16 protein-coding genes, 1 tRNA gene and 1 pseudogene are annotated in these 22658 nt (G+C 70.3%); 12 read left to right on the forward strand and 6 right to left on the reverse strand.

Features of this window, described 5'->3' with window-relative positions; genetic code table 11:
* The first annotated feature begins 312 nt into the window (after positions 1 to 312).
* The 3 genes from ACIP82_RS08545 (at position 313) to ACIP82_RS08555 (ending at position 5082) form a co-directional block, all read left to right on the forward strand.
* Positions 313 to 1629, forward strand: a complete 1317-nt coding sequence (locus tag ACIP82_RS08545; protein WP_363607109.1) for an HpcH/HpaI aldolase/citrate lyase family protein — start codon at positions 313 to 315, stop codon at positions 1627 to 1629.
* Positions 1630 to 1711: 82 nt separating this feature from the next.
* Positions 1712 to 4231 (forward strand): phosphoribosyltransferase, encoded by a 2520-nt coding sequence (locus ACIP82_RS08550; RefSeq protein ID WP_400652138.1) that lies wholly within the window; start codon positions 1712 to 1714, stop codon positions 4229 to 4231.
* A gap of 5 nt (positions 4232 to 4236) precedes the next feature.
* Positions 4237 to 5082, forward strand: coding sequence for an HAD family hydrolase (locus tag ACIP82_RS08555; RefSeq protein WP_363607106.1), 846 nt, complete (start codon positions 4237 to 4239; stop codon positions 5080 to 5082).
* Positions 5083 to 5135: 53 nt separating this feature from the next.
* Here the strand turns inward: ACIP82_RS08555 and ACIP82_RS08560 are convergent, their stop codons facing one another.
* Both ACIP82_RS08560 and ACIP82_RS08565 read right to left on the reverse strand, forming a co-directional pair.
* Positions 5136 to 5357 carry a zinc ribbon domain-containing protein gene (locus ACIP82_RS08560; RefSeq protein ID WP_363607104.1) on the reverse strand — a complete coding sequence of 74 codons (222 nt, stop codon included), beginning with the start codon at positions 5355 to 5357 and terminating at the stop codon, positions 5136 to 5138.
* A gap of 107 nt (positions 5358 to 5464) precedes the next feature.
* Positions 5465 to 6826, reverse strand: a complete 1362-nt coding sequence (locus tag ACIP82_RS08565) for a hypothetical protein (protein WP_400652341.1) — start codon at positions 6824 to 6826, stop codon at positions 5465 to 5467.
* A 166-nt stretch (positions 6827 to 6992) separates the two neighbouring features.
* Here ACIP82_RS08565 and ACIP82_RS08570 point away from each other — a divergent pair.
* Positions 6993 to 7067: transfer RNA gene (locus ACIP82_RS08570), tRNA-Val, on the forward strand.
* Positions 7068 to 7614: 547 nt separating this feature from the next.
* Here the strand turns inward: ACIP82_RS08570 and ACIP82_RS08575 are convergent.
* From ACIP82_RS08575 to ACIP82_RS08585, 3 genes and pseudogenes are all read right to left on the reverse strand, one after another.
* On the reverse strand, positions 7615 to 8562 hold the full coding sequence (locus tag ACIP82_RS08575; RefSeq protein WP_400652142.1) for a hypothetical protein: 948 nt from the start codon (positions 8560 to 8562) through the stop codon (positions 7615 to 7617).
* A gap of 2 nt (positions 8563 to 8564) precedes the next feature.
* The gene (locus tag ACIP82_RS08580) at positions 8565 to 9581 is read right to left on the reverse strand and encodes a DUF262 domain-containing protein (RefSeq protein ID WP_400652145.1); all 1017 of its coding nucleotides are present in this window, start codon (positions 9579 to 9581) and stop codon (positions 8565 to 8567) included.
* Positions 9582 to 10074: 493 nt separating this feature from the next.
* Positions 10075 to 10647, reverse strand: a pseudogene (locus ACIP82_RS08585) (transposase); the annotation flags it as partial.
* A 279-nt stretch (positions 10648 to 10926) separates the two neighbouring features.
* Here ACIP82_RS08585 and ACIP82_RS08590 point away from each other — a divergent pair.
* The 3 genes from ACIP82_RS08590 to ACIP82_RS08600 all read left to right on the forward strand — a co-directional run bounded on the left by ACIP82_RS08590 (position 10927) and on the right by ACIP82_RS08600 (position 15292).
* A complete protein-coding gene (locus ACIP82_RS08590; RefSeq protein ID WP_400652148.1) occupies positions 10927 to 11817 on the forward strand; it encodes a YDG/SRA domain-containing protein in 891 nt (296 codons plus the stop codon).
* A gap of 155 nt (positions 11818 to 11972) precedes the next feature.
* Complete coding sequence (locus ACIP82_RS08595) at positions 11973 to 12674, forward strand: VIT family protein (RefSeq protein ID WP_400652151.1); 702 nt, start codon at positions 11973 to 11975, stop codon at positions 12672 to 12674.
* 86 nt (positions 12675 to 12760) lie between these two features.
* Positions 12761 to 15292, forward strand: a complete 2532-nt coding sequence (locus ACIP82_RS08600) for an ATP-dependent Clp protease ATP-binding subunit (RefSeq protein ID WP_400652344.1) — start codon at positions 12761 to 12763, stop codon at positions 15290 to 15292.
* 63 nt (positions 15293 to 15355) lie between these two features.
* On the opposite strand, the gene ACIP82_RS08605 is transcribed toward ACIP82_RS08600, so the two are convergent.
* The gene (locus ACIP82_RS08605; protein ID WP_400652154.1) at positions 15356 to 16255 is read right to left on the reverse strand and encodes a metallophosphoesterase family protein; all 900 of its coding nucleotides are present in this window, start codon (positions 16253 to 16255) and stop codon (positions 15356 to 15358) included.
* A gap of 405 nt (positions 16256 to 16660) precedes the next feature.
* On the opposite strand from ACIP82_RS08605, the gene ACIP82_RS08610 reads away from it, so the two are divergent.
* The 5 genes from ACIP82_RS08610 to ACIP82_RS08630 all read left to right on the forward strand — a co-directional run bounded on the left by ACIP82_RS08610 (position 16661) and on the right by ACIP82_RS08630 (position 22632).
* A complete protein-coding gene (locus ACIP82_RS08610; RefSeq protein ID WP_400652157.1) occupies positions 16661 to 17572 on the forward strand; it encodes a serine protease in 912 nt (303 codons plus the stop codon).
* A 124-nt stretch (positions 17573 to 17696) separates the two neighbouring features.
* Positions 17697 to 19196 (forward strand): S28 family serine protease, encoded by a 1500-nt coding sequence (locus ACIP82_RS08615; RefSeq protein ID WP_363607097.1) that lies wholly within the window; start codon positions 17697 to 17699, stop codon positions 19194 to 19196.
* 142 nt (positions 19197 to 19338) lie between these two features.
* The gene (locus tag ACIP82_RS08620; RefSeq protein ID WP_363607096.1) at positions 19339 to 20007 is read left to right on the forward strand and encodes a TetR/AcrR family transcriptional regulator; all 669 of its coding nucleotides are present in this window, start codon (positions 19339 to 19341) and stop codon (positions 20005 to 20007) included.
* Positions 19991 to 21625, forward strand: coding sequence for an acyl-CoA dehydrogenase family protein (locus ACIP82_RS08625; RefSeq protein WP_400652161.1), 1635 nt, complete (start codon positions 19991 to 19993; stop codon positions 21623 to 21625). The genes ACIP82_RS08620 and ACIP82_RS08625 overlap by 17 nt, the downstream gene beginning before the upstream one ends.
* Positions 21622 to 22632 carry an amidohydrolase family protein gene (locus ACIP82_RS08630; protein ID WP_363607092.1) on the forward strand — a complete coding sequence of 337 codons (1011 nt, stop codon included), beginning with the start codon at positions 21622 to 21624 and terminating at the stop codon, positions 22630 to 22632. Before ACIP82_RS08625 ends, ACIP82_RS08630 begins: the two co-directional genes overlap by 4 nt.
* Positions 22633 to 22658: the final 26 nt, after the last annotated feature.

Consider the following 22658-nt stretch of genomic DNA (forward strand, 5'->3'; position numbering starts at 1 on the left):
AGGCGGAATGGTAGGGGACTTTGCCAACGCTTGCGCTTTGTGAAGTGGAGGGTAACCTTCCGAGAATTCGATGTTTCGGAACCGTATTCGACCGGAAGCCGTCCGTACGATGGGCGGCGGGAAGCCCCCGGGGGGTTCGGCGGGGGGTAATCAGCAGCGCGTGCCCGGGAACCACCGCGCCCGGTGGGCCGGTTAACCATGGTGTTGCCCCGCACCCGGAACGGGGCCCGACGGCCCGCACTCCGACCCCCGCACCCGAACACCTCGCTCCCCCGCCCGGACCGGCGGTCGCACACCCCTGAGGAGAGCACCATGCGCCATTTCGGCCACCTCGCCGACGACGTACGCGGCCGGCTCTTCCTCGAACAGCCCCGGTCCTTCTCCGCGGGGAGCGGGGCGGCCGTGCTCGCCACCGCCCTCGGCGCGACCCTCTACAGCCCCGCCACCAGGCCCACGCTGCGCTCCGACATCCGCAGGCAGGCCGCCCGGGGCGTGGTCTCGATGGTGCTCTGCCTGGAGGACGCGATCGCCGACCACGAGGTGACCGCCGCCGAGGCCAATCTGGTCGCGCAGCTCGGCGAGCTCCTCGGAGAGGTGTCCGGAGAGGCCTCCGGAAAGGCGTCCGGGGAACTCCCCGGAGGGGGCTCGGGGGAGCTCTCGGGCGGGTTCTCCGAAAAGGGTGCGGGCGGGGGCGAGGGCGCGGTTTTCGGGGGAGATTCCGGGGAGGTCTCCACGGATTGCACACATGACCTCCCGTTGCTCTTCATCAGAGTTCGCACGGCCTCCCAGATCACCGACCTCGCCGATCGACTCGGCCCGGCCGTCGGGCTGCTCACCGGGTTCGTCCTGCCGAAGTTCACCGAGGAGAGCGGCGGCGACTTCCTGGAGGCGCTGACCGCCGCCGAGACCGCCACCGGCCGGCGGCTGTTCGCCATGCCCGTCCTGGAGTCACCCGAGCTGGCCCACCTGGAGACCCGCCGCGAGCAGCTGTTCGGCATCGCCCGCCTGCTCGACAAGTACCGCGAGCGCGTCCTCGCCGTCCGCCTCGGCGTCACCGACCTGTGCTCCGCGTACGGGCTGCGCCGCTCGCCGGACCTCACCGCGTACGACGTCTCGCTGGTCGCGGCGGTGATCGGGGACGTGGTGAACGTGCTCGGCCGGGCCGACGGCACCGGGTTCACCGTCACCGGGCCGGTCTGGGAGTACTTCCCGGTCCAGGAGCGGATGTTCAAGCCGCAGCTGCGCCGCACCCCGTTCGCCGAGGCCGAGCCCTCCGGGGAGGCCGTGCGCCAGCGGATCATCGAGCACGACCTGGACGGGCTGATCCGCGAGATCGAACTCGACCGGGCCAACGGCCTGCTGGGCAAGACCTGCATCCACCCCAGCCACGTCCCCGCCGTGCACGCGCTCTCGGTGGTCACGCACGAGGAGTACTGCGACGCGCGGGACATCCTCGACCAGGAGCGCGGCGGGGGCGGGGTGCTGCGCTCGGCGTACACCAACAAGATGAACGAGGCCAAGCCGCACCGGGCCTGGGCGGAGCGGGTGTTGCTGCGGGCCGAGGTGTTCGGGGTGGCCCGGGAGGACGTCAGCTTCGCCGAACTGCTCTCGGCCTGCCTCTGTGGCTGAGGCCGGGCGCTGATCGGCGGCGGGGGCCGGCCGGTATCCAAGGACAATCGCACCACCGAAAGCACCGAAAGCAGGGCCAGTAGTGACAGCACAGCACGTGTGGACCGGACGTTGGGTCGCCGACCGGGTCGGCGTCGGCCTGACCGGCTCCGACCGGCTCCCCGAACTGGTCGGCCTGGCCCTGCGGGAGAACAGGAAACGCGCCCACCTGCTGGTCTCCACCGTGCTCGGCAAGCACGTCCCGCAGCGGCCCTCCGTGGTCCACGGCGCCGGCCTGGACCTCGGCCGCCGGGTGCGCGAACTGCTGGGCGGGGAGACGGCCGCGCGTGCCGTCGTCCTCGGCTACGCCGAGACCGCCACCGGCCTCGGCCACAGTGTCGCCGACGGCCTGGACGCCCCGTACCTGCACTCCACCCGTCGCCCGGTGGCGGGCGTGGAGCCGGTCGGCGGCTTCGAGGAGGAGCACTCGCACGCCACCTCCCACCTGCTGCTGCCCGCAGACCCCCGGCTGCTCGCCGGGAACGGCCCGCTGGTCCTCGTCGACGACGAGTTCTCGACCGGCAACACCGTGCTCAACACCATCCGCGAACTGCACGCCCGCCACCCGCGCGAGCACTACGTCGTCGTCGCGCTGGTCGACCTGCGCGGCGAGGCCGACCAGCGGCGGCTCGCCGAAACCGCCGCCGAACTCGGCACCCGGATTGACCTGGTGGCCGCCGCCGGGGGAGGCGTCGACCTGCCCGCCGACATCCTGACGCGCGCCGAGCGGCTGATCGCCGAGGTCGGTCCGGCCCCCGCGCCGCCCCCGGCCACGCCCGCCCCGCTCGTCCGGATCGCCCTCGACTGGCCCGCCGGTCTGCCGGACGGCGGCCGGCACGGCTTCACCACCGCGCACCGCGCCCACCTGGACGCCGTGCTGCCGAGGCTGGCCGGGCAGCTGGCCGACGGGCTCGACGGGTTCGACAGGCTCGACGGGCTCGACAATGGCCGGGAGAACGGCCGGGTGCTCGTGCTCGGCTTCGAGGAGCTGATGTACGCCCCGCTGCGACTGGCCGGCGCGCTCGAGGACCGGCTCGGTGAGGAGCGGGTCCGCTACTCCACCACCACCCGCTCGCCCGTCCTCGCGGTGGACGACCCCGGCTACGCCATCCGCACCCGGCTGGCCTTCCCCGCCCACGACGACCCGCGCGACGACTCCCCGCGCGAGCGCTTCGCCTACAACGTCGCCCCCGGCGCCGACCCCGCCCGCCGCTTCGACGCGATCGTGCTGGTGGTGGACGACGTCGCCGACACGCCCGCCCTGTACGAGGGCGAGCGGGCGCTGCTGACCCAGCTGCGGCAGGTCACCGACCGGGTGGTGCTCGCCGTGCTGCCGTCCCACCGGCCGGGCGGTCCCGGGGCCACGGACCCCGGGCCGGTGGGCCGGGCCGTCGACCCGGCGCTGCCGCGTCCGCTGTACGGCCCCGCGTTCTCGTCCTACCGCCCCGACGAGGTGGCCTGGCTGCTCAAGGACCTCTCCGACGTCCCGCTGGAGGCCCCCACCGAGGAGCGCGAGGAGGCCGTGCAGAACGGCGGCGCGCACTACGCCGAGTCACTGCCGGTCGAGTACCAGCCCAGCCCCGAGTACCAGGAGCTGTTCCACCAGGCCCTGCGGGTCTCCGCCCGGCGGATCGCGCTGGCCGTCGGCACCGTCGCCGAGACCCTGCTGCGCGAGCGCGGCCGCGGCCTGGTGCTCGCCTCGCTGGCCCGGGCCGGCACGCCCGTCGGCATCCTGATCCGCCGCTGGTACGCCTTCGCGCACGGTCTGGACACCCCGCACTACGCCGTCTCGATCATTCGCGGCCGGGGCATCGACCCCGTCGCCGTGCGCTACCTGGACGCCCACCACCACGCCCCCGACGTGGTGTTCCTCGACGGCTGGACCGGCAAGGGCGCGATCACCCGCGAACTCGCCGACGCCCTCGCCGGCACCGCGTTCAACCCCGGCCTGGCCGTCCTCGCCGACCCCGGCCGCTGCGTGCGCACCTACGGCACCCGGGACGACTTCCTCATCCCCTCCGCCTGCCTCAACTCGACCGTCTCCGGCCTGGTTTCGCGCACCGTGCTGCGCGGCGACCTCATCGGCCCCGACGACTTCCACGGAGCCAAGCACTACACCGAGCTGGCCGGCGGCGACGTCTCCGGGGCCTTCCTCGACACCGTCGCCGACCACTTCGCCGACGTCCGGGCGGAGGCCGTCGCGGCCGCGGACCTCCTGGTCGCCGAGGGCCGCCTCGGCACGGGGGACCGCGACCCCGACTGGGCCGGCTGGGCCGCCGTCGAGCGGATCAGCGCCGAGTACGGCATCGACAACGTCAACCTGGTCAAGCCGGGCGTCGGCGAGACCACCCGGGTCATGCTGCGCCGTGTCCCCTGGCGGGTCCTGGCCCGCCGCGGCAGCGGAGCCGACCTGGACCACGTCCGCCTGCTCGCCGCGCAGCGCGGCGTCCCGGTGGAGGAGGTCGACGATCTGCCGTACTCCTGCGTCGGCCTCATCCACCCCCGTTACAGTCGTGGAGCGACCGGTGCCGCCGGCACAGCCGTTCTGGTGAAGGAGTCCTGAGCCCGATGAGCCGTTTCCTGGTCGCCAGCGACCTCGACCGCACCCTGATCTACTCCAACCGCGCCCTCGCCCTGGACGTGCCCGACCGGCTCGCCCCGCGACTGCTCTCGGTGGAGGTGCACGACGGCAAGGCGCTCTCGTTCATGACCGAGCAGGCCGCCGAGCTGCTGGCCGAACTCGCCCGGGAGGCCGTCCTCGTCCCCGCCACCACCCGGACCAGGACGCAGTACGAACGCGTCAACCTGCCCGGCCCGACGCCAGGTTGGGTGCCGGCCTACGCGATCTGCAGCAACGGCGGCCAGCTGATCGTCGACGGCGTACCGGACGAGGACTGGCGCGCCGAGGTGGCCGGCCGGCTGGCCACCGCGTCGGTGCCGCTCGCCGAGGTCGTCGAGCACCTGGCGCTCTGCGCGGACCCGGAGTGGACGCACAAGCGCCGGGTCGCCGACGAGCTCTTCGCCTACCTGGTCGTCGAGCGCGCCGAGCTGCCGGCCGGCTGGCTCGACGAACTCACCGGCTGGTGCGCCGAACGCGGCTGGACGGTCTCGCTCCAGGGCCGCAAGGTGTACGCCGTCCCGGCGCCGCTGAGCAAGAGCGCGGCGCTCGCGGAGGTCGAGCGGCGGCTCGGTGGGGCGGTCGTGCTGGCGGCCGGCGACTCGCTGCTCGACGCGGACCTGCTGCTCGCCGCCGACGCCGCCTGGCGCCCCGGGCACGGCGAGCTCGCCGACAGCGGCTGGACGGCCCCCGGCGTCACCGCGCTCGACCAGGTCGGGGTGGCCGCCGGGGAGGAGATCGTCCGTCAGTTCCTGGGCCGGGTGCGGGGCGAGGTCGAGGCGGTGGCGGTCGGGTAGGCGGGGCCGGCTGTTCGGTGCCGGATGCTCGTGGCTGGGGGTGCCCGGCGTGGCTAGCCGCAGCAGCCGCCGCCGCAGCAGCCGCCCCCGCCACCGGACGGCGCCTGCTGTGGGGCGCCGCCGGAGGCCGCGCCGGTGACGGCGACGGTCGACAGCAGTTTCACGGTGTCCTCGTGCCCCTGCGGGCAGACCGCCGGGTCGTTGGCCTGCGCCATCGCGCGGCGGAGTTCGAAGGTGGCGCCGCAGGAGCGGCAGCGGAAGTCGTAGCGTGGCATACCGGCAGCGTACCCAGCCCGCCGTCGGATGAGCCGTCCGAGGGGCGCGGATCCCGGCACGGCTCTCCGGCAGCCCCTCCGACGTCTTCTACGGTTCTCCGGTCGGGCTACCGCTGGCTGCCCAGGTCGCCCCGGATCAGCTCCACCACCCGCGCCGCCGACTCCCGCACCGCCGCGAGCTCGGTCAGGAAGTGCCAGTAGTCGGGGTGCCGCCCGGCCGCCTCCAGCGTGGCCACCGCTCGGTCCAGCCGCCCCACCGCGGCGTCCAGTGGACCGGCGTGCCGGGGGTCCGGAGCCTGCCGGCCCGCCATCGCGAGCCGCTGGGCGTCGCGGAGGGCGAACCTGGTCCGCTCGATCTCGCGGTTCGGGTCGTGCTGCACCTCGTTCAGCTGCCGCAGCCGCTCGTTGACGGCGACCACCGAGCCGTCCGCCGTGTCCAGCAGGGCGCGCACCGTACCGATCGCGCCCGTCGCGTCCGCCCAGCGCTGCTCATCGCGCGCCCGCGCCGCCTCCGCGAGCTTCTGCTCGGCCGCGCGCCCCGTCTCCGCCACCTGGTCCGGCACCCGCTGGAGGTCCTGCCAGCACGCCGTGCTGAACCGCCGGCGCAACTCGCTCAGCGCCGGCTCGACCGTGGCCGCCTTGGTCTCCAGCGCCTGGATCCGGGTCCGCAGACTGGCCACCCGCCGGTCGATCTCCCGTGCCCGCTCCGGCAACTGCCCCGCGTCCGCCGCGATCGCGTCCGCGCGCTCCTGCACGTTCTCGGCGCGCTGCAGCGTCGCCGCCACCCCGTGCCGGGCCGCGCCCTCGTTCAGCCGCCCCAGCTCCGGCGCCAGCTCCGCCAGCCGCGTCGCCAGATCGTCCGCCCGCAGCCCGGCCCCGCGCACCGCCTCCAGCGCGCTGGTCGCGGCGAGCAGTGAACGCTTCGCCTGCTCCACCGCCGGGGTCACCCGCATCAGCTGCGACTCGGCGTGCTGCAGCACCGGCTGCAGCCGCTCCAGGAAGGCGTTCAGCTCCGCCTGCGCCGAGCCCAGCTGCCCCTTCACGTCCTCCAGCTGGTGCCGCGCCCGGGCCGCCGCACCCGCCTCCAGCTCCTCCGCGTCCAGATCGTGCGCGTCCAGCGCCGCCAGGTAGTTCACGGTCACCTGGTCGATCCGGCCGGAGATCGCCTCGAAGTCCGCCGTCGCCCGTCGCGCCGTCGCACCGTCCTCCGCCGCGCGCACCGTCTCCACCGCCAGCCGCACGTCGCGCTGCGTCGAGTCCAGCTCGTAGAACGCCTGTTGCGCCGCGTCCCGGGCCGCCTTGGCGTCCGCCCGCATGCTCTCGCCGCCGCGCCGCCCCCACCAGCCGCCGCCGGCCCCGAACGACGCCGCCCCGGCAGCCCCCAGCGCACCCGCGACCACCAACGGCAGCACCAGCGCCTCGACCGCCGCACTCCCCAGCCGCCGCCCTCGCCCGCTCCCGCCGGCCACTCTCACTGCGCGCTCCCTGCTCCGACCGCTGATCCGCCACCCATTCTTCCCGATCACCCCACCCCACCGGCACCCCACCCGTCCCACTCCCCGACCACCTGCACGACACCACCCCCCGGACCAGGTACCCTAGGCAGTCGTCGTGCCCCCACCAGGCCGCGACAGGGGGCGCGTAGCTCAGTGGTAGAGCGCTGCTCTTACAAAGCAGATGTCGGCGGTTCGAAACCGTCCGCGCCCACCAGTCCTTGGGGCCAGTTCAAGAGGAATGATCCTCCCGAACTGGCCCTTGATCCTTGCGGTCGACGTTCACGATCTTGTCGCCGACCCACACAGGGGCGCCGGGGCGGCGCTTTGAGTTGCTCGCCCCCCAGACCGCGGAGCGTGCAGGAGTCGCCGAGGTGCTGCCGGGATACCTTGGCAGCCAGGCGGACGAGCAACTACGAATTCAAGGACGCGTGTTGCGCGCCAGGGCGCCAGCCTTGCTGCTCGCCTCGCACCCCGTCTTCGCCCGGGGGCGGGTGGCGGCCGGTCGCGCCAAGCGCCGGACCGGAAGGGATGGGTACAGGCCTCTACCGGCTGTGGCTGGCGACGGGTGGCCTTACGGTCTTACCCACATCCCTGTCCGGGACCCGCGTTGAGCAAGAACGGGGGCAACTCGGTCAGATCGCGGGCAAGCGAGGAGCCTGCCCGATTCGCGGGGCAGTTCGCGGTCCCCGATCATGCTTGGTCCCAGACCAGGCAAGGCGCCGGCTAAAATCGCTCCCCCGCCCTTGAATCGGAGTAGGGATCTAGATATTTACGCGATTTACTTGGGGAATTCCCTGGGCCTCTGGAACGAGAGCCTCAAGTTCCGAGCTGACCAAGATCTTCCGCTTTTTGAGCGAGCTGATGAATTGAGTTGAATTGTGTCGAAGAATTACCCCAAGGACCTTGTCGATAGGCGTCAAGGAGAAGGCGGAAATTAGATCCGTGTTGGATTCAGCAAGGTCGATCCACTGGCTCACGGTGAGGCCAGAAATTTTGAGAAGGCCTTCGACTGTGATTGCGAACCTGCGAAGATCTGTTGGTAGCTGACCTTCACTCCAAATTTCCTGCGCTGCAGCGATGATCTGATTGCGCGAGTCGAATAGTGGGTATGAAGGGTCCTCATTAACCTTTGCAAGGTCAGCTAGGTTTGCCAAGACATCGTCAACTATCTCAAGGAGCCCGCGAAGCCTGCTATCTAGGCGATGTTCTCGCCATGAGAAGCGTGCACCCTTGTAGATTACGTCGTGTGTTGACTCCTGCAGGGCATGCTGGATATAGGTTGTGAACTGCAGTTCAACCTTTATATTGCCGAGCTCGGGGCGTCGCTCAGAATAATCCTCGGGAAATCCGACGATAAGGTGAGGTTGTTGGTATCTGAAGTCTTCCGGTTTGCCGGCCTCTGTATTCTTTTCCTCCCTAACTGGGAATGTCTTTCGGCACCTGTCGATGGCGTTAGAGACCTGATCTGGATGAAGGAATACCGCGCGGGCGGCAATAAGGTCGTCCAGGTCTCGAAGCTGTGACGATTCACCCTTCTGAAGCTTCTCATATACGGAAGCAGCAGCCTTTACCCGGACCTGAATAACCACCGGACTTAGGTCTGATAGCTCCGCTTCCAGGCGGGAGAGGAAGTATTTCCTGCCTACTTCAAGCTCTGAGGCGATATTGTCGTAGAGGCCTCGAAATGATGCCGGTATTGTCGTCGACATTGCTACCTCTGCAAAGCTTCGATGAGGTAGCTCGAGCGCAATTCTCGGTTCGACTTCTTGTTTGACCCTTGAACTGCTGCGACGCGATAAGAATTCGATCGCCTAGTCTCCTGGGCCTCGACCTCTGCGGCGAACTCGCTTAGGCGGGTAGCTGCCAACTTCACATCGGGCAGATTTCCATCCCGGTGCATCGTCGTTACTGCAGCCCAGAGGGAGTAGAAGTCTGCTACGTTTGAAAACCGGGTTTGCTTAAGCGGAAAAATATCATCAAGACTCTTCAGGTAATCCTGAACCGAGAAGAATCGAACGTCTGCATCGCGCTCGTCTTTAATCTCTCGGTCGTATCCGGCGTAGATTTCGTCAAGGTAATCTTTGCCCTCTTGGATTCCATCCAAGGAAACTACATACAGCTCCGATACATACTCGACATCCTGCATTCTGCGAATTCGAGCTGGCGTAACAAGGCCGACCTGAACCCAGAAGGGGTGTTCGGCGAGTTGCTCAACCTTTTTGATGAACTCGCCTTCAAACTTGGCGTGTCTCAACTCTTGCTTGTTTAGGCGAGCGACGTTCCGGTTGAGCCTATCGAAAGCCTGGTTGAGTTCACCCGGGGAGGCGTTCTTGATCTGCTCGACCGTGAATATGTATTCCAGGATCTGAAGCTTTACCGGTTGGGGGAGTTCTGAAAAATACATCCCGCCCAGGCCGATGTCGTCGAGAGTGTCAGGCGTTGCGAATTCATCTCTCTGAAACTCGAACAGCGCCGAAAGTCGCTGCTTGCCGTCGATAACTCGATACAAGGTTGGCTTGTCCACAAAGACGTCAACCTGTAGAAATATGGTCGGCGCCGGGTAATTGCGAATAAGTGAATCGATGAAGAATTGTTTGAAGGAGAGGTTCCAGACGCTTCGCCGCTGGTATGGAGGGTCGAGGTCGAGGCGACCTGCCGAGTGCAGGTCAAGAAACCATCCTGCAGACTGCATGCCCGTGCTACGCGTCAGGCTGTGCTGTGTCGTCATGGCACTATCTCTCACAGTTATATGATCAACATTGAGGTCTGGGTAGTCTAGGCCCTTCTGGCCATGAACCACATCCCAAGCGAGAAATTTGGCACGCTGATCGCCAAGTTGTGGGTGGCGAAGCCTGCAGGGCGGAGTCCGGTGCTGGCTCTCGTGTGGTCACAGGGCGTCCTCTATGGTTGCTAGATCGAGCCGTACGTGGCGGTGAGTCGTCGCCGGCGGCGAGGAGACGGCGCAGTGGGCGTGGGCCGCCCGCAGGTTAGGGCAGGTACGCCGACAGTTGCTGTGTAAAGGGGTTCCCCTGCTCCACCCCGGGAGAATGTGGTCGCAACTCCGCAGCTAGCGTGCAAGTCTGACGTGCAGTCGATGTCACCGTCGCCGTGGTAATCCTTCGTATCCCGCTCCTGCGTAGCATCGGGTTCTCACCGACCTGGCGGTCTTCTTCGCTCTGGTGATGGATGGCAGCAGTGCAACAGCGAGTAGCCGAAGCGTGCTTGTAGGTCGGAGCCGCGTTCTCCTTCTCGGAGTGGCAGGTGACCAGGGTGGCGTCGATGTCCAGGACCAGGCCTGGCAGTTCACGTCCGCCGGCGTGGGCGACAGGGATGCCGTCGCGGGTCTCGCCGGCTTGCAGCCAGGCGGTCTTGCGGGCGGCGGCGCGGCCCGCGCGCAGCGCTGCGAGTGCGGCAAGGTCGATGCCAGCCAGTAGTCGCCAGGCGGTCGGGGTGGAGGCAACCGGTCCGAAGACTTCGGGCTGGTCACGTAGGAGGGGCAGGTCGGCGATCGCTTCGCCGCCGTCGGCGAGCATCACCGCCAGATCGGCGGCGATCCGGCCCGGTTCGTGGCCGGTGCCGCGCGGACGAAGCCGACGCAGGGCGTCGTTGAAGGCCTATGTGAGGCCGGTGGCATCGGCGAGGTCGGCCAGCAGGCGCGACCTGGCGTGGCTGCCGACCCCGCGCCCGTTGGTGGAGACGATGAGCCGGGGACGTGACCCGGTAGTGTGCACGTAGAAAGTGCCTTCCTGCTGGGCTGACGGAGACCTTAGACAGGCCTCATCGTCCCAGTTCAGAAGGCACTTTCGCGTTCCTGGCCATGATCCGGACAGGGGTCCAAGTGAAACGCGCAGGTTAGGGCTGGGCGGCGGGACGTGGCCGCGGGCGTCGAGGGGCGGGCGTAAGTGGGTCCTATCAAGCGGGTGTTGGCGGCTTGAAACCGTCCGAGCCCACCTCAACCGGCCCCCCAGCCGCCACCGTGAAGGATCCGTCCGACGGTGGATCCTCAAGACCTGACTCTCTGCCGTCTCCAAAAATCGGGCCGCGATGTCGTACTCGCTTGCGAAACTGGTGTCATGGCTAAGGTCTTTGGGCACATTGAAGGTCACCCGGTGGGGTCTCACTACCAGCGGCGGAGGGAGCTCAGCGAGGCTGGAGTGCACGCGCCGCTGATGAGCGGCATTCACGGCAACTCGTCGGAAGGGGCAGACTCAATCGTCGTATCGGGTGGCTACCGAGACGATGAAGATTACGGCGATGTGATCATTTATACCGGGCATGGCGGCCAAGAGAACAAGCGTCAGGTCCGTGATCAGAATATCGATGATCCTGGCAATGCCGGTCTAGTTCGGAGTGAACTTGAAGGTAATCTGATCCGTGTCATTCGTGGCGCCAAGGGAGACCCCGAGTATTCGCCCGAGTCGGGTTTTCGTTACGATGGCCTCTTTCGGGTGGAATCACATCACAGCAAGCTTGGCGCGGACGGCTACCGCATTTGGCAGTTCCGGCTGGTTGCCGCAGATTCGGAGGGTCGTGATGAGGTTGAGGTCCAGCCGTTTCACGGCGACGAAGGCGTGCATGGGCCGGTGCCCAGGCAGTCCGTCACGATCCAGAGGACTGTCCGTAAGAGTGCCGTCACGCAACTGGTGAAACGGCTACACAAGGGGCACTGTCAGATGTGTAGCCAGATCCTTCAGGTGCCGGGCGGCTCCTTCTATAGTGAGGGCGCGCACATTCAGGCAATCGGCCACCCTTATCATGGTCCGGATGTCCCGGAGAACATCCTTTGTCTCTGCCCTAACTGCCATGTTCTTTTCGACTACGGGGCGCGATATCTCACCGACGACCTTCGAATTGTCGACGGGCTCACGCATCAGGAGATAGGGGCTCTCCGGACTCATCAGAAGCATCGAATCGACGCTCGATTCGTTCGCCATCACCGTGGCCGCTGGGTCGCGGTTGACTGATCCATAGCTGCTGCGTCGGAGGTTCGAAGCCGGCCTGAGCATGGACGGGGGCCCTCGGCCGGGCGGGTGGTGGAGGTGCGGGGGGTGGTGGAGGTGCGGGGGGTGGTGGGGTGGGTGATCATCGGGTGGGGGAGGTGGTCGAGGGAGTGGCGCCGATGGGTGAGCAGGAGGCGAGTCGGGCGGAGCTGTCCGCGCGGCTCAACTGGCTGCGGGCGGCGGTGCTCGGGGCGAACGACGGGGTGGTCTCCACGGCGGGCATCGTGACGGGTGTCGCGGGTGCGGCGGAGTCGCGGACGGCGTTGCTGGCGGCGGGTGTGGCGGGGCTGCTGGCGGGGGCGATGTCGATGGCGGCCGGGGAGTACGTCTCGGTCAGCACCCAACGGGACACCGAGCAGGCCGCGTTGGCGCAGGAGCGGCGCGAGCTGGCGGAGGACCCGCAGGGCGAGCTGGACGAGCTGACCGACTTCTTCCGCGGCGCCGGCCTGGCGGACGGCCTGGCCAGGGAGGTGGCCGTGGCGCTCACCGAGCGGGACGCGCTGGCCGCGCACGCGCACACCGAGCTGGGCATCGATCCGAAGGCGCTCACCAACCCCTGGCAGGCGGCGGTCGCCAGTGCCGCCGCGTTCACCCTCGGCGCGCTGGTGCCGCTGCTCGCGGTGCTGCTGCCGCCGGATTCCCTGCGGCTGGTGGTGACGGTGGCGGCCGTCCTGGTGGCGCTGACGCTGTCGGGCTGGGTGAGCGCCCGCCTCGGTGGGGCCGGGCCCGGGCGGGCGGTGCTGCGGAACATCGTGGGCGGCGTGCTGGCGATGGCGGTCACGTACAGCGGCGGTGTGCTGCTCGACCACTTCACCGGGTAACCGGGCGGGTTGTCCCGACAGGCGGGGGCTTGCCGCCTGTGTTTGTGTGGGGCCAAACCGCTTGGGAGAGGTGATCCACCGTGACGATGCCCCCGTTCGGATCGAACGATCCGTTCTCCGATCTGCTCAGCCGGTTCTTCGGAATGAGCCCGATGGCGTCCCCGCCCGCCGTGCAACGGGTGCCGATCGGCCGGCTGCTGAGCGAGTCCTCACAGGAACTGCTGGCGCTGGCCGCGCAGCGTGCGGTGGAGGACGGTGGCAGCGACCTCGACACCGCGCACCTGGCCTGGGCCGCCACCCGGGTGGACCCGTCGCGCCGGATGCTGGAGCGGGCCGGGATCGACCCGGACCGGCTCGCGGACGACCTGGCCAAGGCGCTGCCCTCCGGGGACACGACGGCCGCGCCGGAAGGGCGGCCCTCGCTGACCCCGGCCGCCAAGCGCGCGCTGCTGGCCGCGCACGCCCGTTCGCAGGCGGCCGGTGCCTCCTACATCGGGCCGGAGCACATTCTCGGCGCGCTGCTGGGAGAGGAGCGCTCGGGCGCCGGTGCGGCCCTGCGCAACGCCGCGCCCTCGCAGGAGGCGCTGCGCACGGTCCTGGACGGGCGTGGCGTGGGCGGTGAGCGCAGCAGCACGGGCGCGCACCCCAGCCAGACGCCCACCCTGGACGAGTACGGCCGTGATCTGACCGAGGAGGCCCGTGCCGGCCGGCTGGACCCGGTGGTCGGGCGGGCCGAGGAGATCGAGCAGACCGTCGAGATCCTCTCCCGCCGGACCAAGAACAACCCGGTGCTGATCGGTGAGCCGGGCGTCGGCAAGACCGCGATCGTCGAGGGCCTGGCGCAGCGGATCGTCTCCGGGGACGTGCCGCAGAACCTCGAGGAGAAGCGGGTGGTCGCCCTGGACCTGACCGCGCTGGTGGCCGGCTCCAAGTACCGCGGCGAGTTCGAGGAACGGCTGAAGGCCGTGATCGACGAGGTCACGGAGGCCGAGAAGAGCGTGATCCTCTTCCTGGACGAGCTGCACACGGTGGTCGGCGCGGGCGCCGGCGGCGAGGGTTCGATGGACGCCGGCAACATCCTCAAACCGGCCCTGGCCCGGGGCGAGTTGAGCGTGGTCGGCGCCACCACCCTGGACGAGTACCGCAAGCACGTGGAGAAGGATGCCGCGCTGGAGCGCCGCTTCCAGCCGGTGCTGGTGCCCGAGCCGAGTGTCGAGGAGACGATCGAGATCCTGCACGGGCTGCGCGACGCGTACGAGGCGCACCACCAGGTGCGGTTCACCGACGAGGCGCTGGACGCGGCCGCCGCCCTCTCCGACCGGTACGTCAGCGACCGCTTCCTGCCCGACAAGGCCATCGACCTGCTCGACCAGGCCGGCGCCCGGGTCCGGCTGCGCAGCCTGAGCGGCGCGACGGAGGCGGCGCCGGTGCAGGACCGGATCACCAAGCTCCGGCGGGAGCTGGAGGAGGCCATCGCGGACGAGGAGTTCGTGCGGGCCGCCAACCTCAAGACCGAGCTGCGCCAGACCGAGGACGAGCTGGCCGCGATGGCGGAGTCGCGCGAGGAGGTCGTCGAGGTCACCGCGGACGACATCGCGCAGGTGCTCTCCCGGCGGACCGGCATCCCGGTCGCCGAGCTGAACGCCACCGAGCGGGAGCGGCTGCTGAAGCTTGAGGAGCACCTGCACCAGAAGGTGATCGGCCAGGACCAGGCGGTGACCGCGGTCTCCCAGGCGGTCCGGCGCGGCCGGGCCGGGATGGGCGACCCGGAGCGGCCGACCGGCAGCTTCCTCTTCCTCGGGCCGACCGGTGTGGGCAAGACCGAGCTGGCGAAGGCGCTGGCCGAGCTGCTGTTCGGCGACCCGGACCGGATGGTCCGTTTCGACATGAGCGAGTTCCAGGAGAAGCACACCGTCTCCCGGCTGGTCGGCTCCCCGCCCGGGTACGTCGGCTACGAGGAGGCGGGGCAGCTCACCGAGGCGGTCCGCCGCAAGCCGTACTGCGTGCTGCTCTTCGACGAGGTGGAGAAGGCCCACCCGGACGTCTTCAACCTGCTGCTCCAGGTGCTGGACGACGGACGGCTGACGGACGCCCAGGGGCGTACGGTCGACTTCCGCAACACCGTGGTCATCATGACCAGCAACATCGGCTCGCAGCGGATCCTCGACCACTCGGGCAACGTCGACGAGATCAGGGACGAGCTGATGCGCGACCTGCGCTCGCAGTTCCGCCCGGAATTCCTCAACCGGATCGACGAGGTGATCGTCTTCCATGCGCTCACCCGGAAGGACCTGCTCTCCGTGGTCGACCTGCTGCTGGAGCGCAGCCGGCGCCGGCTGAAGGCGCAGGACGTGCGGCTGGAGGTCACCGAGCAGGCCAAGGAGTGGCTGGTGAACCGGGGTTACCAGCCGGAGTTCGGGGCGCGGCCGCTGCGCCGGACCATCCAGTCGGAGCTGGACAACCGGGTCTCCAACCTGCTGCTGGAGGGCACCGTGCAGGAGGGCGACACGCTGATCGCCGAGGTGAGCGACGGCGAGCTGGTGGTCACGCTGGCCCGGCCGGAGGCCTCGGCGACCTTCGAGGAGGCGGAGGCCAAGGCGCAGGCCGGGCCGGAGTGACCCACACCTGATTCCGCGCCCGCCGCGCCCGCCGCGCCCGCACCGGGCGCGGCGGGAAGCGGCTCAGTCGGCCTCGGGGAACACCTGGCGCAGCAGCGGGTCCGGCAGACCGCGGCGGCGCCACTCCCGCGGGTAGCCGAGCGACACCTCCTCGAAGCGGACGCCGTCGTAGCTGGTCACCCGCGGGATGTGCAGATGGCCGTAGATCATCGCGGCGGTGTTGAAGCGGCGGTGCCAGTCGGCCGTCAGCTCGGTGCCGCACCACTGGGCGAACTCCGGGTACCAGAGGATCTCGGTGGGGTGGCGGACCAGCGGGTAGTGGTTGACCAGCACCAGCGGCAGCTCCGGGTCGCAGGCCGCCAGCCGCTGCTCGGTGAGCCGGACGCGCTCGCGGCACCAGGAGTCGCGGTCGGGGAACGGGTCGGGGTGGAGCATCCGCTCGTCCGCGCAGACCACGCCGCTGGTGTAGGCGGCCTCCAGGGACTCCTCCTTGGTGGTCGTGCCGGGCGCGCGGAAGGAGTAGTCGTACAGCAGGAACAGGGGGGCGACGGTGACCGGCCCGCCGGCGCCCCGCCAGACCGGGTACGGGTCCTCGGGGGTCACCACGCCCAGGCTGCGGCAGAGTTCCACCAGGTGCTCGTAGCGGGCCACACCGCGCAGCTGCACCGGGTCGTCGGGGTGGGTCCACAGTTCGTGGTTGCCGGGGGCCCACACCACGCGGGCGAAGCGTTCGGCGAGCAGGCCCAGGGTCCACTCGATCGAGGTGGTGAGCTCGGCGACATCGCCGGCGACGATCAGCCAGTCGTCGGGGGAGGAGGGTTGCAGCTTCTCCACCAGGTCGTGGTTCTCCTGGTAGGAGACGTGCAGATCGCTCACGGCGAGCAGGCGGCCGGCGCCGGCCGCGCCCTGCCGCGCTCCTCCCGTCGGCTCCGACTGTGCGTCACTTCGGTACTCGGTCGTCACTCCAGCCCCCATACGGTCACTCGGCCGATCCCGCCACAGTACGGTGGCCGACCGGCTTTGCGCGGCAGGTTGGCTGGATCAGTCGTTCGATCGGCTTGACCGGTTCGACGTCTCTTCGGCGCTTCTTCAGTCGTTCTCCAGTGGCCGTCGCGCGAGCGGGCCGGGGCGGTGTGGCGGGTGCGCGGGGTGGGCCACCGGTGCGGCGCAGCGCGGTCACCGGCCTGAGGTAGGACTCGATCGCCTTTGCTGGAACGGAAGTTGACGGACGGGACGGCTGGCGGGGGCGGGCGTGCGCGGCGCCGGTAGGATCCCGCCCTTCCCCTGGCCTCGGCGTTGTGGCGGGACTCTTGACAACACGTCATGTCCGCGCCAGCTTTGGTGCACCCCCACAACGAGAGGTCTCTCATGAAGAAGCCGCTCACTGGCATACTCACCGCACTCCTGTTCGCCGGGGCCACCGCCCTCGCCGGAGCGGCCCCCGCCGCCGCGAGCGCCCCGGCCCCGGTCGGCGCCACGGCCGCCACCGTCACCGAAGCCGCGGTCGAGGCCGTGGCCGCGCAGGGGCAGCAGGCGCAGGCCGCCGCCGCCGTCAACTTCGCCGGGACGGTGGCGCTCAGCAACTGTTCCGGTTCCCTGGTCCGGCTGCCTGGCTCGGCCGCGAACGACCCGGCGCTCGTCCTGTCCAACGGCCACTGCCTGGAGTCCGGTATGCCCGGCCCCGGCCAGGTCGTCGTGAACAAGGCCTCCAGCCGCACCTTCTCGCTGCTCAGCTCCACCGGCGGCAGCCTCGCCACGCTCCGCGCGACCAAGGTGGTCTACGGCACCATGACCGACACCGATGTGTCGATCTACCAGCTGAACACCACCTATGCGTCGATCCAGTCGCAGTACGGGATCGCCCCGCTGACCATCTCCGCCGGCCACCCCGCGCAGGGCGCCTCGATCAAGGTCGTCTCCGGGTACTGGAAGAAGATCTACTCCTGCTCGATCGACGGCTTCGCCTACCGGCTGAAGGAGGGCGGCTGGACCTTCAAGGACTCGGTCCGCTACACCTCCAGCTGCAACACCATCGGCGGCACCTCCGGCTCGCCCGTGGTCGACGCCGGCACCGGCCAGGTCGTGGCCGTCAACAACACGGGCAACGAGGACGGTCAGTACTGCACCGTCAACAACCCGTGCGAGGTGGACCAGAACGGTTCGGTGACGGTCCGGCAGGGAATCAACTACGCCCAGCAGACCTACGGCATCCCGGCCTGCTTCGCGTCCGGCAACCGCCTCGACCTCACCCTCCCCGGCTGCACCCTGCCGCGCCCCTGACCAGGACTCCCTTCCCGATGGGCCATCCGCTACCGGCGGATGGCCCATTCGGCCGTCTACCGGACGGCCATCGCTCGACCTGTCGAAGAGTGACGAACAGTTCCGTTGACCCAATGGAGAGTTGATGTCCACCACGCTCAGAAGGCTGCTGGTCGCCGTCCTGCTGATACCCCTGCTCGCCCTCGGTCTGGCGTCGCCCGCGCTCGCGCGGAGCACGGGAGCCCCGGACGTCCCCGCCGTGGACGCCCCCGCGGCGGACGCCGTCGGCTCGGCCACCGCCGACAACCCCTCCGCCGACATCAAGGACCGCCTGGCGGCGATCCCCGGGATGACCGTCACGGAGGAGAAGCCCACCACCACCGGCCACCGCTACTTCCTGCTCACCTACACCCAGCCGATCGACCACTTCCGGCCCTGGCTGGGCACCTTCCAGCAGCGGCTCAGCGTGCTGCACCGCGGTGACGACCGCCCGACCGTCTTCTACACCAACGGGTACACCCTCGGGACCAACCCCTCGCGCACCGAGCCGACCCGGCTGACCGACGGCAACCAGGTCTCCATCGAGTACCGCTACTTCACGCCGTCCCGCCCGGAGCCCGCCGACTGGACCAAGGCCGGGATCCGGCAGGCCGCGGCCGACTCGCACCGGATCATCACCGCGCTGAAGCGGATCTACCACCGCGACTGGCTCTCCACCGGGGCCAGCAAGGGCGGCATGTCCTCCGTCTACCACCGCCGCTTCTACCCGGACGACGTGACGGCCACGATCGCGTACGTCGCCCCGAACGACGTCGACAACCGCGAGGACTCCGCCTACTCCGCGTTCTTCCGCAACGTCGGGACCCCGGAGTGCCGCGCCGCGCTCAACGCCGCCCAGCGCGAACTCCTGGTCCGCCGCGACCGGCTGGAGGCCCGCTACGTGGCCGACAACGCCGCCGCCGGCTCCACCTTCACCACCGTCGGCAGCGCCGACCGGGCCTACGAGGCGGGCGTGCTCGACGTCGTCTGGGCGTTCTGGCAGTACAGCACCGAGGCGGACTGCGCGACCGTCCCGGCGGCGGCCACCGCGACCGACGACCAGCTGTACGCCTGGTTCGACGCCCAGTCCGGCATCACCGGCAACAGCGACCAGTCGCTCGCCAAGTACACCGCGTACTACTACCAGGCGGGCACCGAGCTGGGCTCGCCCGGCTTCGACGTCCCGCACCTCAAGGGCGTGCAGCACTACGACTTCAAGGAGCTGTACTCGCCGCGCAGTTACGTGCCGAAGAACATCCCGATGCGCTTCGACCCGTCCGCGATGTCTGACATCGACCGCTGGGTGAAGCGCTCCGCCGAGCGGATCATCTTCGTCTACGGGCAGAACGACCCGTGGGGCGCCGAGCCGTTCCACCTCGGCCGGGGCAGCGAGGACAGTTACGTCTACACCGTGCCCGGCGGCAACCACGGCTCCAACATCGGCAAGCTGACGGCCGACGACTCGGCGGCGGCCACCGCCAAGGTGCTGGAGTGGGCCGGGCTGGCCGACCCGGCCACCGCCCGCTCCCTCGCCCAGAGCCACCGGATCCCGCCGTTCGGTGAGCTGGACGCGGAGGGTCTGAAGCTGGAGCGTCACCGCCCGTAGCGGGACGGCGCACACGAAGGGGTCACCCGTCGGCACCGGGCCGGCGGGCGGCCCCTTCCCGTGGGCGCGCGGGGTGGAGCGTACGCGGGCGCACAGGGCGCCACCCCTCCCCGAAGCGGTGAATCAGTGCTTCAATACTTCTATGGCCTACCGTCGCACGCCCGCCGTACAAGCCCGCCTGGACGCCCAGCGCGAGGCCGTACTGCAGGCCGCCGTCGGGCTGCTCGCCGAGCGCGGCTACGGCGGCTGCTCGATGGCCGCCGTGGCGGACCGCACCGGGATCGCCACCGGGAGCCTGTACCAGCACTTTGCCGGCAAGGCCGAGCTGTCCGTCGAACTGTTCCGTCGGGTGGTCACCCGCGAGATCGCCGCCGTCACCGCCGCCGTCGCCTGCCGGGAGACCCCGCGACAGCGGATCGCCGCCGTGGTCGAGACCTTCGCGACCCGCGCCCTGCGCGCGCCCGTACTCGCCTACGCGCTGCTGGTCGAGCCGGCCGACGCCGTCGTGGACGCCGAACGGCTGGTGTTCCGGCGGGCCTTCCGCGACGTGATCGCCACCGAGATCGCCGCCGCCGTGGCGGCCGGCCAACTGCCCCGCCAGGAGCCGGAGCTGACCGCCGCCGCGCTGGTCGGCGCGGTCGCCGAGGCACTGGCCGGCCCACTCGCGGCAGCCCCTGAAGCCGCTGCCCCCGCAGCCGCTGAAGCCGCCACCCCCGAAGCCGCCACCTCCGGCACCGTGCCCGAGGTGGTCCCGGCCCTGGTCTCCTTCACCCTGCGTGCCCTGGGAGGACGCGATGACAGCGACGCATGAGGTCACCAACCAGGTGCCCCTGCCGTACGGACACGACACCGCCGCCGACCCGTCCCTGCTCGCCGCCCTGCACCGGGCCGGCGCCGGCTGGGCCGAACCCGAACTGCGCGAACTCGGCCGCCTGGCCGGCTCCGAGCAGGCCGCCGAGTGGGGCCGGCTGGCCAACGAGAACCCGCCCGTGCTGCGTACCCACGACCGCTTCGGCCACCGGATCGACGAGGTCGAGTTCCACCCGGCCTGGCACGAGCTGATGCGCACCGCCGTCGGCCACGGTCTGCACGCCGCCCCCTGGCGCGACGAACGGCCGGGCGCGCACACCGCCCGGGCCGCCAAGTTCTTCGTCTGGAGCCAGGTCGAGGCCGGCCACACCTGCCCGATCTCGATGACCTACGCCTCGGTGCCGGCCCTGCGCGCGAACCCGGCCCTGGCAGGCGAGTTGGAGCCGTTGCTGGCCGCCACCGAGTACGACTTCGGGCTGCGCGAGCCGCACGGCAAGCGCGGCCTGATCGCCGGCATGTCGATGACGGAGAAGCAGGGCGGCTCGGACGTCCGCACCAACACCACCACCGCCACCCCGTACGCCGACGGCACCTACCGGCTCACCGGCCACAAGTGGTTCACCTCCGCCCCGATGTCGGACCTCTTCCTGACGCTGGCCCAGGCGCCGGGCGGTCTCAGCTGCTTCATGCTGCCGCGGGTGCTCCCGGACGGCGGACGCAACCTCCTGCTCCTCCAGCGGCTCAAGGACAAGCTGGGCAACAAGTCCAACGCCTCCGCCGAGATCGAGTACGACGGCGCGGTCGGCCTGCTGGTCGGTGAGGAGGGCCGGGGTGTGCGGACCATCATCGAGATGGTCAACATGACCAGGCTCGACTGCACCATCGGCGCCGCTTCCGGCATGCGCCTCGGCGCCACCCGGGCGGTCCAGCACGCCCTCCACCGGCGGGCGTTCGGCAAGGAGCTGATCGACCAGCCGCTGATGCGCAATGTGCTCGCCGACCTGGTCGTCGAGTCCGAGGCGGCCACCACCGTCGCGATGCGCCTTGCCCAGTCCACCGACCGGGCCCTCGCCGGGGACGAAACCGAGTCGCTGGTAAGGCGGTTGGGGCTGGCCGTCGCCAAGTACTGGGTCTGCAAGCGCGGTCCGGCGCACGCCGCCGAGGCGCTGGAGTGCCTCGGCGGCAACGGCTACGTCGAGGAGTCCGGTATGCCCCGGCTCTACCGGGAGGCGCCGCTGGTCTCGATCTGGGAGGGCTCCGGCAACGTCGCCGCCCTGGACGCGCTGCGGGCCATGGCCAAGCACCCGGAGACGGTCGAGGCCTTCTTCGGCGAACTGGACGCGGCCGCCGGTGCGGACCGCCGGCTCGACGCGGCCGTCGCCGGACTCCGCAAGCAGCTCGGGGACACGGCGGACCTGGAGTACCGGACGCGCCGGCTGGTCGAGTCGATGGCGCTGGCCTTCCAGGGCGCGCTGCTGGTCCGCCACGGCAGTCCGGAGGTGGCCGACGCGTTCTGCGCCTCCCGCCTCGGCGGTGACCACGGCGCCGCCTTCGGCACCCTGCCCGCCGGCCTCGCGGTCGGGACGATCATCGACCGCGCCCGTCCGGTACCCGCGTGAGCGCCGCCACCGCCGGGCGGCCGGAAGGCCCCGGCGGGCGGCGCGCGGAGGCGGCCGAGGTCCGCGCCTTCTGGCAGGGCCTCGGCCTGCCCGGCCTGATCGACGTCCACACCCACTTCATGCCGAAGAACGTCCTCGACAAGGTCTGGGCGTACTTCGACCGGGCCGGCCCGCTGGTGGACCGGCCCTGGCCGATCACCTACCGCGAGGACGAGGCCGAACGCGTCCAGCGGCTGCGGGACTTCGGCGTCCGGGCGTTCACCTCGATGCTCTACCCGCACAAGCCGGGCATGGCCGGCTGGCTCAACGCCTGGGCCGCCGACTTCGCCGCCCGCACCCCGGACTGCCTGCACACCGCGACCTTCTTCCCCGAGCCCGGCGCGCCCGGCTATGTGGCACGGGCCCTGGCGGACGGGGCCCGGGTGTTCAAGGCGCACCTCCAGGTCGGCGGGTACGACCCGGCGGACCGGCTGCTCGACGAGGTCTGGGGCCTGCTCGCCGAGACCGGCACCCCCGTGGTCACCCACTGCGGCTCCGGTCCCGTCCCCGGCAAGTACACCGGCCCCGGTCCGGTCGGCCGGGTGCTCGCCCGCCACCCCCGGCTCAACCTGGTGGTCGCCCACCTGGGCATGCCCGAGTACACCGACTTCCTCGACCTCGTCGAGCGCCACCCCGGCGCCCGCCTCGACACCACCATCGCGTTCACCGACTTCGCCGAGCGCGACACCCCGTTCCCGGTCGCCGAACTGCCGCGCCTGCGGGGCCTGCGGGAGCAGGTCCTGCTCGGCAGCGACTTCCCCAACATTCCGTACCGGTACGTTCACCAGCTGGACGCGCTGGCCCGGCCGGGCCTGGGGGAGGAGTGGCTGCGGGCCGTCTGCCACGACAACGCCGCCCGGCTGTTCGGCCTGGCGGACGCCGGAGGCCCGGCCCACCCGGCCCGCCCCGGGGGCCGGGCGGCGCCCGAGGGGGGCGTACCGCTTCGGCGCACCGGGCCGTACGCCTGAGCCGGTGGGCCATGACCTCGGAGGTG

This window comes from Kitasatospora sp. NPDC088548, assembly GCF_044753005.1.
Classification (GTDB): Bacteria; Actinomycetota; Actinomycetes; order Streptomycetales; family Streptomycetaceae; genus Kitasatospora.

Bases quoted from the DNA above. Each gene is read 5' to 3' on its own strand.
- ACIP82_RS08545 (WP_363607109.1), top strand. From the start codon at position 313: ATGCGCCATTTCGGCCACCTCGCCGACGACGTACGCGGCCGGCTCTTC.
- ACIP82_RS08555 (WP_363607106.1), top strand. From the start codon at position 4,237: ATGAGCCGTTTCCTGGTCGCCAGCGACCTCGACCGCACCCTGATCTAC.
- ACIP82_RS08560 (WP_363607104.1), bottom strand. From the start codon at position 5,357: ATGCCACGCTACGACTTCCGCTGCCGCTCCTGCGGCGCCACCTTCGAA.
- ACIP82_RS08575 (WP_400652142.1), bottom strand. From the start codon at position 8,562: ATGTCGACGACAATACCGGCATCATTTCGAGGCCTCTACGACAATATC.
- ACIP82_RS08580 (WP_400652145.1), bottom strand. From the start codon at position 9,581: ATGACGACACAGCACAGCCTGACGCGTAGCACGGGCATGCAGTCTGCA.
- ACIP82_RS08590 (WP_400652148.1), top strand. From the start codon at position 10,927: ATGGCTAAGGTCTTTGGGCACATTGAAGGTCACCCGGTGGGGTCTCAC.
- ACIP82_RS08595 (WP_400652151.1), top strand. From the start codon at position 11,973: ATGGGTGAGCAGGAGGCGAGTCGGGCGGAGCTGTCCGCGCGGCTCAAC.
- ACIP82_RS08600 (WP_400652344.1), top strand. From the start codon at position 12,761: ATGCCCCCGTTCGGATCGAACGATCCGTTCTCCGATCTGCTCAGCCGG.
- ACIP82_RS08610 (WP_400652157.1), top strand. From the start codon at position 16,661: ATGAAGAAGCCGCTCACTGGCATACTCACCGCACTCCTGTTCGCCGGG.
- ACIP82_RS08615 (WP_363607097.1), top strand. From the start codon at position 17,697: ATGTCCACCACGCTCAGAAGGCTGCTGGTCGCCGTCCTGCTGATACCC.
- ACIP82_RS08620 (WP_363607096.1), top strand. From the start codon at position 19,339: ATGGCCTACCGTCGCACGCCCGCCGTACAAGCCCGCCTGGACGCCCAG.
- ACIP82_RS08625 (WP_400652161.1), top strand. From the start codon at position 19,991: ATGACAGCGACGCATGAGGTCACCAACCAGGTGCCCCTGCCGTACGGA.